Annotated in this window: 10 protein-coding genes and 2 pseudogenes; 7 read left to right on the top strand and 5 right to left on the bottom strand. The window is 59.7% G+C overall.

The window, feature by feature from the left end; all coding sequences use genetic code 11:
- Window positions 1-47: 47 nt before the first annotated feature.
- The 3 genes from AC1MLZ_RS19165 to AC1MLZ_RS19155 form a co-directional block, all read right to left on the bottom strand.
- Window positions 48-470, bottom strand: a complete 423-nt coding sequence (locus AC1MLZ_RS19165) for a TehB family protein (protein ID WP_480961620.1) — start codon at window positions 468-470, stop codon at window positions 48-50.
- The gene (locus AC1MLZ_RS19160; protein ID WP_183937882.1) at window positions 470-913 is read right to left on the bottom strand and encodes a globin domain-containing protein; all 444 of its coding nucleotides are present in this window, start codon (window positions 911-913) and stop codon (window positions 470-472) included. Before AC1MLZ_RS19160 ends, AC1MLZ_RS19165 begins: the two co-directional genes overlap by 1 nt.
- A gap of 1,722 nt (window positions 914-2,635) precedes the next feature.
- Entirely contained in the window at window positions 2,636-3,145 is a 510-nt protein-coding gene (locus AC1MLZ_RS19155) for a Ros/MucR family transcriptional regulator (RefSeq protein WP_480961619.1), read from the bottom strand.
- A 192-nt stretch (window positions 3,146-3,337) separates the two neighbouring features.
- On the opposite strand from AC1MLZ_RS19155, the gene AC1MLZ_RS19150 reads away from it, so the two are divergent.
- The 6 genes and pseudogenes from AC1MLZ_RS19150 to AC1MLZ_RS19125 form a co-directional block, all read left to right on the top strand.
- Window positions 3,338-5,689 carry a ParB/RepB/Spo0J family partition protein gene (locus tag AC1MLZ_RS19150; protein ID WP_480961618.1) on the top strand — a complete coding sequence of 784 codons (2,352 nt, stop codon included), beginning with the start codon at window positions 3,338-3,340 and terminating at the stop codon, window positions 5,687-5,689.
- Entirely contained in the window at window positions 5,686-6,087 is a 402-nt protein-coding gene (locus AC1MLZ_RS19145; protein ID WP_480961617.1) for an ArdC-like ssDNA-binding domain-containing protein, read from the top strand. The genes AC1MLZ_RS19150 and AC1MLZ_RS19145 overlap by 4 nt, the downstream gene beginning before the upstream one ends.
- 607 nt (window positions 6,088-6,694) lie before the next feature.
- Complete coding sequence (ltrA, locus tag AC1MLZ_RS19140; RefSeq protein ID WP_480961616.1) at window positions 6,695-8,542, top strand: group II intron reverse transcriptase/maturase; 1,848 nt, start codon at window positions 6,695-6,697, stop codon at window positions 8,540-8,542.
- Between the two features lie 97 nt (window positions 8,543-8,639).
- Window positions 8,640-9,155, top strand: a pseudogene (locus AC1MLZ_RS19135) (zincin-like metallopeptidase domain-containing protein); the annotation flags it as partial.
- Window positions 9,156-9,170: 15 nt separating this feature from the next.
- Entirely contained in the window at window positions 9,171-9,461 is a 291-nt protein-coding gene (locus AC1MLZ_RS19130) for a hypothetical protein (protein WP_480961615.1), read from the top strand.
- A gap of 586 nt (window positions 9,462-10,047) precedes the next feature.
- Window positions 10,048-10,641 (top strand): annotated as a pseudogene (locus AC1MLZ_RS19125) (reverse transcriptase domain-containing protein); the annotation flags it as partial.
- A 140-nt stretch (window positions 10,642-10,781) separates the two neighbouring features.
- On the opposite strand, the gene istB reads toward AC1MLZ_RS19125, so the two are convergent.
- On the bottom strand, window positions 10,782-11,543 hold the full coding sequence (istB, locus tag AC1MLZ_RS19120) for an IS21-like element helper ATPase IstB (protein WP_159513485.1): 762 nt from the start codon (window positions 11,541-11,543) through the stop codon (window positions 10,782-10,784).
- The gene (gene istA, locus AC1MLZ_RS19115) at window positions 11,540-13,048 is read right to left on the bottom strand and encodes an IS21 family transposase (protein WP_151989758.1); all 1,509 of its coding nucleotides are present in this window, start codon (window positions 13,046-13,048) and stop codon (window positions 11,540-11,542) included. Before istA ends, istB begins: the two co-directional genes overlap by 4 nt.
- A gap of 243 nt (window positions 13,049-13,291) precedes the next feature.
- Between istA and AC1MLZ_RS19110 the strand changes: the two genes are divergently transcribed.
- Window positions 13,292-14,512, top strand: coding sequence for a group II intron reverse transcriptase/maturase (locus AC1MLZ_RS19110; RefSeq protein ID WP_480961614.1), 1,221 nt, complete (start codon window positions 13,292-13,294; stop codon window positions 14,510-14,512).
- The last annotated feature ends 174 nt before the right edge of the window (window positions 14,513-14,686 follow it).

Here is a 14,686-nt window from a genome sequence, read left to right as displayed (position 1 = left end):
GCCACCGCCTGCCTTTGAACAGGGAGTAAGCGGATCCCCGGGCATGTCTAATTCTGGCTAACGGCAAGCCGATCCGCCGAGGCGAAAATTGCTTCCCGATGTTCGTTCTCTCGGCGTGCTATTTCCTCATGGCTGCACAACGGGATCGGCTCAGGCGCTCTTCGGTAAAATTGCACGAGAAAGCGGACAGGTCCCAGCGGTTCGACGCAGTGAAGGATGGTTGGCTCGACCACGCCTGGTGCGCAATCCGGCGCAAGGATGCTCACGGCACCGGTCCGCCTCTGGTCTGTTACGTGGTAGCGCAAACGACCCTCTGCGACCTGTATCAGACCCCAGACGCCAGCCTTGGTGCAATGGTCCCTGAGTAGCCCGGCAGGAACAGAGGATTCGGTGAAGATGTCGGTCTGTCGGTACAAAACCAGACCCTCAGGCAGCTCATTCGGGCTTTGAGAAGGCGTGTTGATGTCCATCACGCCGCCTCGGCGTACAGCGTCTTCTCGCGCGATATCAGGACTTCGGCGAGGAACCAGTAGGCTTCGCCCCATGCCGCTAGAACGCTCTCGTCTACCGCATCGCCCAGCACATCCTTGATCGCCGGGAGCAACGCGTTTGCGACCGCGGGATAGTGTTCCGGCTTGATATGGGTGGCGATGTGGCGAGCAGCGATGCGCTCGATAGCGGGCTTCAACGCATCCAGCTTGTCGGCGTTCTGCGCAAAAGCGAGGATGGCGGCAGCCAGCCGCTTTGGCTGCTCGCCCGATTTCTGGGCTGCTAGGTCGAATAGCGCCTTGATTTCCGGATCAACGAACAAGCGTTCGTACATGCGCGTTGTGATTTCTACCCCGTGCTGCTGAAGCGCGGGCGCAGTCGACTTGATGACAATTATAGTCTCGGGCGAAAGCGATTTAGTCATGATTTGCTCCTGAGGTTGTCGTCCTATGTCGTAAGTAAGGGATGCATTTGTATAAAAAGGTGCCCCAAGAAGGCGCTACCTTGCTGGAGCTCATGGTTCGATCAGCTAATTCGACCATGTGGTTGGCACACCGGTTGTGCCATGAGGCGTAAGCCAAGCGCCATGCAGGGAGTCTCCTCGACGCGAAATACGTGCGCGGCGCCTGTCGAAGCTGGGCCGGCGCCCAAGAGTTACCGTAGAGGTTTTCGTTTGGCGCTCACCCTCGTTGCGACCTGTTGCCAATATATCGCACCGCGATACAATCGTGCAAGCGATTTGAGCATTCCCCAAGTCTCAGATGAAATTAGCTACTGAAGGCGTTCGGCTCCCGCTACTCTGAGGCGCTACGGTTGGCCGACAAGCTCAGCAGGGCTGTCGTTGGGGAGAGGATGCGCCGGGACACCGGCTGTCTGCCGGCCGTAGCATCGTTAGGTATGTTCCAAGATATCGCCCAGGCTGTTGCAGGAAAGGTCAGGATCGCTTGCGTGCTGGCCGCATGAGGCTTTGATAGTACCAACGACGAGACCGTCGCACACGACGACAATGGGGTAATATCAATCCGCAGTTCGAATGGTCGATGAAAGTTCGATGACTTTTACGAAATTCAATTGTGCAGCGAGTTTTTGCTTTTGCAGGCATATTCAATTAGCTCTATTAAGAAAAACTTGGAGATTCCTAATTATCAGCTTTATCAGTATTTTGCTTTCCCTAACCATAGCTCTTCTTTCAGACTTACTCTGGCGAGCGGAAGCGAGATCCGGCAAGATATTGTTGACCGCCATTACGATGGTTGCACTAATCGTCGCAATTGGGATCGCTCAGGTGGGCTCATCCGAACAAGCGGACCCTTTAGTTCCTTGGATTGCTATTTTGTCAGCGACGCTCCTGCTAAAGTGGCTTCATACCATATTCCGGGAAACGGACGGAAAATGATGCAATTGCTCTGCCTGAAGAGGACCCGGATACCGCCTAAGGTTATTAGCGGCCGGACGCTTTTCGGGATGCGCTGGCCCCAATTGCTCCGATCCCTGCAGGTGCCACGTTCGGCGGTCGGCTTGTGCGTGTAGCTGTTGGCTCGAAATAGGCCGTGCGTAATGTCGCCTATCGTCGCTTTCCTCTTCAACGCGGACCATCCGCAATCCTCTCATTATCGCCGTTCAGGGGTCGGATGTGTGGAAAACCCGGTCTCAATCACGAATGTGCGACAAACAGGTGTTTTGCGTCACCCGAGCCGGCCTGCCGACGCTGATCGTATATCTAGGTCCGTTCAATGTACCGGCTCCTAATGGGTAGCGACGAACATACGGGGCCGGGCGTGCCATCACCGAAGATAACTCGCTTCGACGCTGTATCGTGGATCGGGATGCACCCTGGAACGATCGGTTTATGGATATCTGACTGTAATCCTTGAACCTTCGATAGGCTCGCCCATATCCGTTTCACTGTTCAACAACTGGAAGGAGGTGGTCGAATGTCTCATTGTTACACGCCGCTCGTGGCAAACCTGGTGAGTGCGACCCCCGCTGGCGGGGCTGTCCAGCTCTAAGGATTAAGCCAGTAGTGGCTGACAATGGAAAGGCCGCCCCTCCCGCGGCGGCCTTTTGTTTTTTACCTCATGAGCACGGCTCATAAAGCCAGGCGTTGACGCCTGGCTTTCGACCAAGCGCCAATCCTCACGACTGACTATTCGGCGTCTGCGGTTGCTGCGGGCTTCGCGCTGCGACGCGGCTTGGCAGATGCAGGTGCAGGCGCAGGCTCTTCAGCCTTCTGAACGGTCTGGCCAGGCTTACGGCCAAGGCCGATCTTCTTAGCCATGGCGCGACGGCTCTCGCTGTAGGTTTCCGCAACCATGGGATAATCCGCCTTGAGATTATACCGTTCGCGGTACTCGGCCGGGGTCATTCCATTCGTAGCGAGGTGACGACGCAGCGTCTTGTAAGGCTTGCCATCAATCATGCTGATGATGTGATCCTTGCTGGCAAGCGACTTTCGCGCAGTTACCGCAGGCGTGTACTCTGGCGCAGGCGCTTCCGGAGCCTCTACGCTCTGTTCACCGCTCAGCTTCGACACCGCCGCATGCATCGACTGTAGAAACGCAGGAACATCGTCTGCTGTGGTCCGCGTGTTCGGGTTGCCCAGCCATGCAATGGTCAGCTCGGTTGCAAGTTCGACCACGTTGATATCATCAGTCATCAATTTTTCCGTTATTAGGTGAGAACGCTTTGAGGAACGCTGCCAGATAGTAGCTGAGGCATCACAGGCAATACTTAATCGAACAATAACATCGAGATGAACCGAGGGGCCCAAAACGGCAAGGAGAGGAAAGGGGGAAGGGAGAAGGTGTCCGAAAATAGTCGGATGCTCAGAAACGAAGGGTAATTTCCCATGATCCAGTCCGTGAAACTCTCGAAGCTCCGCCTCTCAGCCAGCAACGTCCGCACCGCCCCTGATGAATCGCTGCAGATCGAGCCGTTCGCAGCCGATCTCGAAGCCCGCGGCGTCCTCCAGAACCTGCTCGTTACGCCGGTCTCGCGGCCACGCGGGACGTTCGAGGTGTTCGATGGCGGCCGGCGCTGGCGTGCGCTCAACATGCTGGTAGCTCGGGGCGTCATCAATCCCGACGAGTATGACGTGCCGGTGCGTGTCCTGAAGGGTGACGATGCCGAACTGACCGAAACCTCGCTCGCGGTCAGCTTCCATCACATGAAGCTCAGTCCGGCCGAGGAATGCCGCGCCTTCCAGCATTTCCTGAACGGCAGCACCGATATCGACGCTGTGGCCAAGCGCTTTGGCGTTACCCGCCGTTTCATCGACGGTCGGCTCCGCCTGGCTGATCTTGCCGAGCCGATCTTCTCTGCTCTCGCGAACGGCGAGCTGACCCTCGACATGGCCAAGGCCTACGCCTCGACCGGCAGTCATGAGCGTCAGTTGCGCGTTTGGCAGACCTATAGCTCGATGGTTCACTACAACGCCGATGCCATCCGTCGCGTCATCGCCAACGACACGATGCGGGCAAACGATCCGATCGCGCTCCTGGTCGGCGTCGAATCCTACGAGGCCGCAGGCGGCGTCGTCGACCGCGACCTGTTCAGCAACGCCGGCGAGCGCTGGACCAACCCCGAGATCGCACAGACCCTCGCGGCCGCGATGATGGAAGCGGAAGCCAAGCGTATCGGCGAGGAACGCGGTCTTGCCTGGATCCGGCCTGTCGCCAGCCACAGCACCTGGGATGCGGCCCGCGGCCTCCACCGCATCGCCCTGCCGGTCCAGCCGATGTCGCCGGCCGAGGCACAGCGCGTAGACGAGATCGAGCAGCGCATGGGCGAACTGCAGCAGGAGATGGAGAACGACGAACTTACCGAAGAGGCGTTCACCGCTTGCGACGCAGAGCATGATGCGCTTGGCGAAGAACTCGAAGCGCTGCAACGTCGCCCCTCGGTACTCCCCGCTGAACTCGTGTCGCGGGTCGGCGCGTTTCTGACGCTGTCGCAGACCGGTACGATGGTCCTGGATGAGACCTATTACAGCGAGACGCCGATCCGCGTGACAGTGGTCGAGCCGGAACCGGTCGAAGGTGATAACGGGGAGACCGACGAGACGGACGACGGGGTTTCGGACGGCGAGGGCGAGGGCTTGGAACGGGTCCGGGCGGAGCCGGCCTTCCGCATCGAGGAAGGCGCGGTGACGCCGGTGACGGCAGGCAGTCCCAAGGAGGTCGACCCCGATAACGCAGCGCCGGGCGGCAAGGCACTCAGCCAGGTCCTGAGCGACCAACTCGCGATGCAGCGTCGCGATGTTCTGGCGGCGTCGTTGATCGCCAGTCCCGGCCTCGCGCTGGACTACATGCTGTTCGCCATGGTGGATGCACGGCGCGGCACCTCGTCGAATGACGGCACGACGATTAGCGCCCATGCCCCGCAGGATCCGATCCTGTCGACCAACATGCCCGGATCGCGCGCGCGCGACTACCTGGCCGAGGTACGGGACGGGCTCGACGAATCATGGGGCGAATCCGACAACAAGGTCACCCGGTTCGAGGCATTTCGCGCGCTCGGCGACGAGGTGAAGAGCGCATGGCTGGCGTATATCGTCGCGACGTCGCTGGAGGCCAAGGAATCCTACGGCTCCAATCGCCAGAACCCGCTCCACGGCCGCATGGCCAGCATCCTCGACGTCGATGTCGCCAGCTGGTGGCGCCCGACGTCGGAGAACTTCTTCGACCGGGTTTCCAAGGGGTCGTTGATCTCGCTGCTTCACGAGGTCGGAGGCCCCGCGCTGTCGAGCCGCCACGCCAGCGAGAAGAAGACCGAGATCTCGGCATCCTGCCAGAAGCTCTTCGCTGGCGAAGCGATCGTCGAGACCGACGTCAAGGAAGCTGCCCTGAAATGGGTGCCGACCGCGATGCGTTTCAGCGACACTGTCGTCGGGGGTGAGAGCGAAGACGACGGCGTGCAGGGCGATCTCGCGGACCTGATCGAGGCGGACAGCGACGACACCGACGAGGACGATCTTGCCGCCTTGGTCGGTGACGGCCCGGACGATGTCGGGACGGACGGGGTCGAGACGAATGGCAGCGCCCAGATCGAACTCGCTCACCAGAACGATGACGATGTGAACGAGATCGTCGCGGCCGAATTTCGGCACGACGGTTCAATTCTGAACAGCCTCACTGCCGGCCCGCGACCTCGCGGCGCCGGCAGTGCCTTTTCCTCACCGCTAACGAGGACAGCGTCATGACCGCTACAACCCGCGACATTGCGGCCGACATCACCGCCGCCATTATCGCACGGCTCGAAGCCGGGACCCTACCGTGGCAACGCTCCTGGTCGGTTACCGGCGAGGGCGGCAGGCCACTGCGCCATGAAGGCGTTCCGTACACCGGAATAAACGCCCTATGGCTCTGGGCGACCGCCGACACCTATGGCTATCGCAGCCGCTACTGGATGACCGCCCGTCAGGCCCGCGAACTGGGCGGCGAGATCAACCGCTATGCGAGACCGTCTTTCTCCGTCTACGCCTCGACCTTCCGCAAGGCCGGAATGCCCAATCTGCTCGGTGCGACCGCTGACCAGATGATCCGCTTTCTGCGTTCCTATGTCGTCTTCAACGCCGACGAAATCGTTGGTGCGCTGTGAAAGCGTGAGTAACTGAGTATCTCAAATGAGATTAGGATAGCTGGAAATGTCCTATGCCTACCAGTCTTACTCTGGCTCGAAAGAGCTTGATCCCCGAAAGGGGCAGGGAAACATAGCATGGCTGGAAAAGGCCAGAACTCGTGAAACCATTGTAACGAAGGATGGTCAAGGCAAGACTTGTATGGTCAAAGCTAAACTGCCTGAACCCAAATCCCGAGCGGTATATCTCGTGCCAGCCACGCAGCAATGGTTGAGGCGTGGTTCCGAGTACTCAAAGGCGTTGATCTTTCCGATGAGGATCGATGCATCCAGCCTACTCGGCGCAGCCCTATATGGGGACAAAGGGATGAAATGGGGGCCTAACCAAGTCGGATCTCTTTACTCACGTCATCACAGGATAGCCTGTAGCAGGCGGGCTTCGTCCTGTCCTGTATGGCTACGGAGCCGGAGTAGTACTCAAACGCCCGGGGTAACGCCCGGGACAGGCGTGCCTTCGGGCACGCACGACCGGCGGTATAAGGATCGAGGTGACTCATCCGAAAGCCCAACCGGCCGGGGGAAGTCCGGCAGCTTACGTCGCTCCATCAACAAGGGAAGGGACTAGCTGATGCTGTCACATACCGTCCTGAAGCGGATGGAGCAGTTGCCAAAGTTGTCTATCGCAGGGAAGCGGGTCAACGGGCTGTTCAATCTCATGAAGTGCGACCTCCTCTGGGAACAAGCGTACGAGCGGATTGCCCGTAACAAAGGTTCGCTGACGCCGGGCGTCGATGGTGAGACTTTCGACGGCTTTTCGCCCGAGAAGCTTCACCGGTTGATGTCGCAGGTCCTCAGCGGTACTCACCGCCCGTCACCTGTGCGCCGGGTCTATATTCCCAAGGCCAACGGCAAGTTGCGTCCTCTCGGTATACCAACGGTTGATGACCGCTTGGTGCAAGAGGTGGTCAGGAGCATCTTGGAACGGATTTATGAGCCCGTGTTTTCTAAACACAGCCATGGGTTTCGACCGGGACGTTCCTGTCACACCGCTCTGGACACCGTTCGCGGCGTCTGGACTGGCATGAAGTGGCTGGTCGAGGTTGATGTGGTCGGGTTCTTTGACAACATCAACCACGAAGTGCTGCTCAAGCTACTCGCAAAGCGGATCGATGATGAAAAATTCATCGGTCTCGTTCGCGGAATGCTGAAGGCTGGGTACCTCGAAGACTGGCAGGTTCGAGAGACGTTCAGTGGAACGCCTCAGGGCGGTATCGTTTCGCCTTTGCTGGCCAATGTCTACCTCCATGAGCTCGATGAGTTTATGGAGGAATACAGGCAACGGTTTGACAAAGGTGATCAACGGTCCGTCCCGGCTGAATACTGGCGGCTCAGTGGAAACATGCAATATCGTTGGAAGAAAGTTCGTCGGTTACGCTCCGAAGGCAAGGCTGACGATCCCGCTGTCGATCAAGCACTTCGCGAGATTGAGCAGATTGGGGAGAGGCGAGCGTCGCTTCGTGCGCGCGATCCATTCGACCAGAATTTTCGCAGGTTGCGTTTCGTCCGCTACGCCGACGACTTCCTTATAGGCGTCATTGGTTCCAAGGACGAGGCGCGTGAGGTGATGGCAACGGTCAAGGCGTTCTTGACCGACACCCTTTGTCTCGAAGCTTCGGAAGAGAAAAGTCGGATTGCGAAAGCGTCGGATGGGGTGAGGTTTCTCGGCTACGACGTTCATACACATACCCAGCGTCGAACCGGGAAAGTCGTGAGGAATGGCCGCGTTTCCAGGCCGCGTATGCCCTCCGACGTCATGCAACTAAGCGTACCATGGGACAAGGTCGCGCAATTTTGCGCTACGAGGAAGTATGGCGACTGGTCGGCCTTTGTCGGCCAGCATCGTCCTCGGCTTCTTCATTGCAGTGACGTTGAGATCGTGATGGCCTATAATGCTGAGCTACGAGGATTTGCTAACTACTATGCGCTAGCGTGGGACGTGAAGAAGAAGCTTAACAAACTGAGCCACATTTGGCAGTCCAGTTTTGGGCGGACGCTCGCCAACAAGCATAAGTGTTCGGTAATGCAGGTTTTCAATAGGCTTCGGTGTAGAACCGGATATCAGGTCAGCTACCAGGTCAATGGAACGACCAGAACGGTCAAATTATGGAAGTCGAGCGAGTTGAGTGTCGGAGAAATCCGGTACGGAACGATTGATATCGTTCCCTCCACTGCGAGGTGGGGCCTCAACCGCACTGAATTTGTCGAACGTCTAAATGCCAATCGGTGTGAACTGTGCGGCGTTCAAAACACGGCATGCGAGGTGCATCACGTCCGTAAGATGGCTGACATGAAGGTTGCGCCTTTGGGTCGGAAGATGATCTCCGCACGGGCGCGCAAGCGCATCGTGCTGTGCAGGCCCTGCCATGTGGACCTCCATGCCGGCAGGCTGCCCGATAGACGACGATTGCAACTCTGACGTAGGTGGAGAGCCGGATGCGCTGAAAGGTGCAAGTCCGGTTCGGAGGGGGGCCGAGGGACGTTCTCTATGAGACGCCACCCGGCCTACCCTACGCCTGCCGGACTATTACTACCCGCGCGAGGTCGCACCGACCCCTTTGCTGATCTCAGAACGGCAGGATCGAATCGACGCCTTCTTTGGCGGTATTCCGGCCAGGGTCCGTCACGGTGGTGACCGCGCCTTCTTCCACCCAACCTTCGACTATATCCAGATGCCGCACACCGGCAGCTTCAAGTCAGGCGACGCATACGCATCGGTTCGGGCGCACGAGACCGTCCATTGGGCGGGCCATGCCTCCCGGCTCGATCGCACCTTCGGGAAACGCTTCGGCGACAACGCATATTGCGTCGAAGAATTGGTCGCTGAGCTTGGCTCGGCCATGATCTGCGGCGATCTTGGCCTCCCGACCGAGCTGCACGACAGCCACGCCTCCTACCTCGCCAACTGGTTGGGGGTGTTGCGCGCCGACAAGACCGCGATCTTCCTCGCCGCCACCAAGGCCGAACAGGCCTTCTCCTACCTTCGCGCCTTCTCGACCGAGGCTGCAGCAGAAACGCGGCTCGCCGCATGAACCGGAGAACACGACATGGGTTGGCTCTCGATGACCAACGCCGGCATGGCCGGCCACCCGAACCCCAAGGCCTATCTCGACGACCAGTTCACCTACAGCCGTGCGCTGGATGGTGGCGGCATGCGCGGCATGCGCGTTATCGACAGCGCGTTCGTCGGAAACCGCGTCTGGTACGCAGCAGCTGAGATCATCTCAGACGACGAGCCGCTCTACGTCATCGCACTGGTGTGTCTGGTCCGCTGGAACCCCAAGGCCAGGGACGGATACGTCTTTGCGTACAAGGACAGTGCGCCGTTGTGGCGCTGAAAGGAGTATCAGTAATGATGAGGTAAGTTGAGGAAACCTCTGCCCGCCAAGCTAACCTTGGGTTCGAAAGACCTGAAATCCGGAAACGGACGGGGGACAACAGCATGCTTGGAGTAAGGCCGAAGGCGTTCCAGTCGTAAAGGAGCGATGCCGGTCAGGGCAAGACGCGTAAGGTGAAAGCTACACTGCTTAAATCCCAGTCTGCAGCGTTTTATATAGCGGAAGCTGGCGAAAGCGACTGACACGCCAGTCCCGGACGATGGCAAGAGTCTCATGTCTTGGCTCTTTGCTCCTCAGCCCGTCCGGCGCGCCTCTCGTCGAGGGGTTTAGTGGATGAACGGGACACCTAACCGCGTCGTATCTCCGATCAGTGTAACTACGGGATGCCCTAAACAGGCGGCTTCGGCCGACCTGCATGGGTACGGAGCCGCCATAGTACTCAAACGCCCGGGGTAACGCTTGGGACAGCTTCCCAGTCGGGGAGACGGTGCATCCGCATAAGGAACGGGCGACCGGGCCGAAAGCGGAGACCGCCGGGGGAAGGGCGGCAGTTGCGATACTTCAACCGAAATCATGGGGTGTGCTGATGCTACCTGAAACTGTGATGGCCCGGTTGGAGGCCATTCCGACGCTGGCAACGTCGGGCAAACGGGTGAATGGGCTCCACCGCCTGATGGGGTCTCGGCTTCTATGGGAGCAGGGACTCAAGAAGATCGTCTCCAATCGGGGGGCGATGACGCCGGGTGTCGATGGCGAGACCTTCGCGGACTTCGGTCCTGAAGACCTCGACCCATTGATCGCCAGTGTGGTGGCTGGAGCCTACAAACCGAAACCAGTGCGTCGGGTATTCATCCCGAAAGGCAAGGGTAAGCGGCGTCCGCTGGGGATACCCACGCGCGACGACCGCCTCGTCCAGGAAGTGGCGCGCCAACTCCTCGAAAGGATCTATGAGCCGGTGTTCTCGAACGCCTCGCATGGGTTCCGGCCGAGGAGATCGTGTCACACGGCGCTTGAACACGTTAAAGCCGTCTGGACGGGCGTGAAATGGCTTGTTGACGTGGATGTCGCTGGGTTCTTCGAGAACATTGACCATGACGTCCTGCTCAAGCTGTTGCGGAAACGGATCGACGATGAAAAGTTCGTTGGCCTGATCGGTGACATGCTGAAGGCGGGCGTCATTATTGAGCGGCGATCTGGATGAGACAGTAGCGGCGATCAGGATGAGACTCTGCGGCCGTGACGGGAGCGAGATTGTCGCGGCGCGACAGGCAATGCAAGGCCAACTTTGGTCTTGATCGCCGCTCCGCGACAGACGGTGTCTCAGCTTGATTGTCGCTGGAGGGCTGCGCGGCGTCGGTAGCTCTCGACGTTCATCTCGAAGATGGTGGAATGATGAACGAGGCGATCGACAGCGGCGAGCGTCATGGCGGGGTCAGGGAATACGCGCGACCAGTCGCCGAATGGCTGGTTGGCGGTAATGAGGGTTGATCGGCGTTCGTAGCGGGCGCTAATCAGTTCGAAGAGGACGGAGGTTTCGGCCTGGTCCTTGGTGACGTAGGCGAGATCGTCGAGCACGAGCAGGTGATATTTGTCGAGCTTGGCGATCGCACTTTCGAGGGCGAGCTCACGGCGCGCGATCTGCAGTTTCTGGACGAGATCCGAGGTACGGGTGAACAGGACGCGCCAGCCCGCCTCGATGAGTGCCATGCCGATTGCAGCGGCGAGATGGCTCTTCCCGCCGCCCGGTCCGCCAATCATGATGAGGTTGGCCCCCTTCTCGAGCCAGCTGTCGCCGGCGCAGAGCGCCATGATGTGAGCCTTCGAGATCATCGGCACGTTGGTGAAGTCGAAGGTGTCGAGGGTCTTGCCTGGTGGCAGGCGTGCTTCTGCCAGGTGCCGCTCGATGCGTCGCCGGTCGCGTTCGGCGATCTCATGCTCGGCGAGCGCGGCGAGGAAGCGGGTGGCCGGCCACGCCTCCTTGTCGGCGCGTTCAGCGAACTGGAGCCAGGCCTGCTTGATGGCAGGCAGACGCAGTTCGTTGAGGATGAATGCGAGGCGCTGGGTGTCGACAGCGGGGTTCATGCGGCCGCTCCCGTCAGCAGAGTGTCGTAGACGGCAAGCGAGGGCAATTGCACCGAGACGACCGGCAAGCTGGCCGGGTCTGGTGAGAAGCGTGCTCGTAGCTGCGTGAGGTCTGGCAGGCGCCTGGCGTCCAGATCCGCTGCCAGAACATCTGCCAGCTCTGCTTCGCAACCCCGCTCATGCGCGAGCGAGAGCAACTCGACCATGATCTTGCAGGCGACGCGCTCGGGCAGTTGTTCGATAAGACGGTCGAATGTCCGGCGATACGCTTCGCGCGGAAAGATCTGGTCGCGGTAGACGAGGTTCATCAGCGCCATAGGTTTGCGCCGCAGGCTGTGAATGACGTGCCGGTAGTCGACGACGTGTCCGTGCTTGCCGTCGCTGGGCGTTCGTCCGCGACGGAGCGTCATGAGACGCGTCGCGCCGAGGAAGATATCGAGGCGGTCGTCATACAGGCGGACCCTCAGCCTGTGGCCGATGAGGCGCGACGGGACCGTGTAGAAGACCTTCTTCAGCGTGAAGCTGCTGGTCGAGGTGACGGGGACAATGCTCTCCTCATAGTCGCCGGTGCGAAGCTGCGGGAGCGGCTGCAGCGTTGCGCGCTCGGCATCGATACGAGCCGCGTTGCGTCGGTTCTTGCGCGCGACGATCTCGTCGATGAAGGCGCGATAGGCGGTCAAATCGTCGAAGTCGCCGGATCCGCGCATCAACAGTGCGTCGTTTACGGCATATTTGAGATGGCCGTGGGGGCTTTCGATAGCGCCGTTCTCATGGGCGACACCGCGATTGTTGCGCGTCGGCTCCATCGCATAATGCTCGCAAAGCGCATCATATCGCCGCGTCAGGTCAACTCTGGCGTCAGCGTCGAGATTGCGGAATGCGGCCGACAGGCTGTCACTGCGGTGTAGGCGTGGCGCGCCGCCTACCGCCCACAGGGCGTTCTGCAGTCCCTCGGCCAAGGCGACATAGCTCTCGCCGCCGAGGATGACATGGGCGTGCTCGAAACCCGACCAGACCAACCGGAAGTGATAGAGGAGATGCTTGAGCGGCTCGCCGGCGACCGTGACGGGCACATCGAGGTCGCCCATATCGGTGAAGTCCGACAGGCCCATGTGGCCGGGCTCGTGGGTCTGACGGAAAATGACTTCCTGGTCCTGACCATGCCGCGCACGCCATGTCCGGATGCGCCGCTCCAGGGTCCTCCGGATACCGGGCGACAGATCCGAATGCCGGCGAAGCATCTCCTCAAATATGGCAACGGCCCGCAGGCCGGGAGCCGCCTGGAGAAGTGGGACAATCTCGGTGTCGAAGATCTCTGCCAGCGGGTCTGGTCGGCGCCGACCTCGCGGCTCCGCCTTCTGGGACGGGAGTTTGCCGCCCTTGAGCAGTCGATAGGCGGTCGCCCGGCTGATACCGGCCTTGGCCGCTGCCACGGGCACCGGGTCGCTTTGACGATGTTTCATAAAGAGCCTCGTTTGATGATCGTTGACGTGTCGACCGCTCACCTGCGCTCTTCCCCCAAGGAAAAGCCCAGATGTAGGCCGGTCACGACCACCAAAGCCCTTCGAAAGGGCTTCCGTTTGGGGCTGTCGGCTCCGGGCTACGCCCTACGCCGACAGCCCCAAACGGAGTCTCATCTTGATTGACGCTGCTGTCTCACCTTCATCGCCGCGCAGCACGTCATGGAGGGGCGGACGCATAATCCGACCTACAGCGGCACTCCACAGGGCGGGATCGTGTCTCCAATCTTGGCAAACATCTACCTGCATGAGCTCGATGAGTTCATCGCAGGCCGGATAGCCGCCTTCGAGAGGGGAAAGGTCCGTGCCACGAACCCTGAGTACGGGAGAGTGGCAGCGCGCATCGCTAAAAGGCGAGCGCGGCTCAAGCGTCTACAGGCCAGCGATAACGCTGACTTGGCAGCGATCGAGGTCTTAATCTCCGAGATCAAAGCTTTGTCGAAACAGATGCGTACCTTGCCGTCGCGAGACGCCATGGACGCCGGATATCGCCGACTTCGCTACTGCCGGTATGCTGATGATTTCCTTATCGGTGTGATCGGTAGCAAAGACGAGGCGCGACGTATCTTCGCGGAGGTTGGGTCGTTCCTGACCACCGAGTTGGCACTGAGCGTATCCGAGGAGAAAAGCGGTATTCGAAAGGCGAGCGATGGAGCTGCCTTCCTCGGTTACGAGGTGCGAACCTATACGGGACGTCAATGGACAGTGCGGAGCCAGCGCGGCTCGCAGCACTTCAGCCGTCGGCCTCCGTCAGAGGTGATGCAACTCAGCGTTCCTTGGGAGAAGGTTTTCGGGTTTGCCGCAAGGAAGGGGTATGGTGACATGGCTGTATTGAAGGCCAAGCATCGAAACATCCTTCTTAGCTGTAGCGATGTCGAGATCGTCCTTGCGTATAATGCCGAACTGCGGGGGTTTGCGAATTACTACGCCTTAGCGAGGGACGTAAAGCAAAAGCTCAATAGGCTGGAGTTCATCCAACGCTGGAGTATGTTCAAGACCATGGCGAGCAAGCACAAGAGTAGCGTACGTGCTGTTGCCGCCCGTATGAGGTCGGGGCAGGAATATCGCGTCGACTATGTGGTCGACGGCCAGCCTCGGTCGGTTAAGGTCTGGAAGCTGATGTACTTGGACCGTGGGTGGGTAGATAAGGCCAAGGTGGATATCCCACCGCGGACTCAAATCTATTCCCATTCACGGACGGATTGGGTTGATCGCCAGAACGCCAAGCAATGCTCGGCGTGCGGGCGGACGGACCGTCCGTGTCAGGTTCATCACGTCGAAGGGTTGGCCGATATTGCACATCGTGGTTTCGCTGCGGAGATGAAGGCTGCGCGGTTACGCAAGACGAGAGTCCTGTGCGACCTGTGTCATGTCGATCTACACCGTGGACGCTTGTCTGATACCCGGAACATGAATGGTATTATCGCAGCGGAGAGCCGTATGCAGTGAAAGCTGCACGTACGGTTCGGCGGGGGGGTCAGGGCTGACTCTTTGAGCAGCACCAACCCTACCCGACTGGAGGAATCTATGGGCCCCTGCGAGGCCGGATGCCCTGCGCGGATTCTGCGTCTCCTGTCGCCGACCAGCAAAGAGAGCGCGCTGGATTGGCGGCGCCGTTGCCTC

This window comes from Sphingomonas sp. PEI4, from assembly GCF_056679955.1.
Note: the sequence above shows the minus strand (reverse complement) of the source record. Positions and strands in the feature narration are given on the sequence as shown.

What these genes read in the sequence shown, in the direction of transcription:
- AC1MLZ_RS19165 (WP_480961620.1), bottom strand. Translation starts at nt 470, where the DNA reads ATGGACATCAACACGCCTTCTCAAAGCCCGAATGAGCTGCCTGAGGGT.
- AC1MLZ_RS19160 (WP_183937882.1), bottom strand. Translation starts at nt 913, where the DNA reads ATGACTAAATCGCTTTCGCCCGAGACTATAATTGTCATCAAGTCGACT.
- AC1MLZ_RS19155 (WP_480961619.1), bottom strand. Translation starts at nt 3,145, where the DNA reads ATGACTGATGATATCAACGTGGTCGAACTTGCAACCGAGCTGACCATT.
- AC1MLZ_RS19150 (WP_480961618.1), top strand. Translation starts at nt 3,338, where the DNA reads ATGATCCAGTCCGTGAAACTCTCGAAGCTCCGCCTCTCAGCCAGCAAC.
- AC1MLZ_RS19145 (WP_480961617.1), top strand. Translation starts at nt 5,686, where the DNA reads ATGACCGCTACAACCCGCGACATTGCGGCCGACATCACCGCCGCCATT.
- ltrA (WP_480961616.1), top strand. Translation starts at nt 6,695, where the DNA reads ATGCTGTCACATACCGTCCTGAAGCGGATGGAGCAGTTGCCAAAGTTG.
- AC1MLZ_RS19130 (WP_480961615.1), top strand. Translation starts at nt 9,171, where the DNA reads ATGGGTTGGCTCTCGATGACCAACGCCGGCATGGCCGGCCACCCGAAC.
- istB (WP_159513485.1), bottom strand. Translation starts at nt 11,543, where the DNA reads ATGAACCCCGCTGTCGACACCCAGCGCCTCGCATTCATCCTCAACGAA.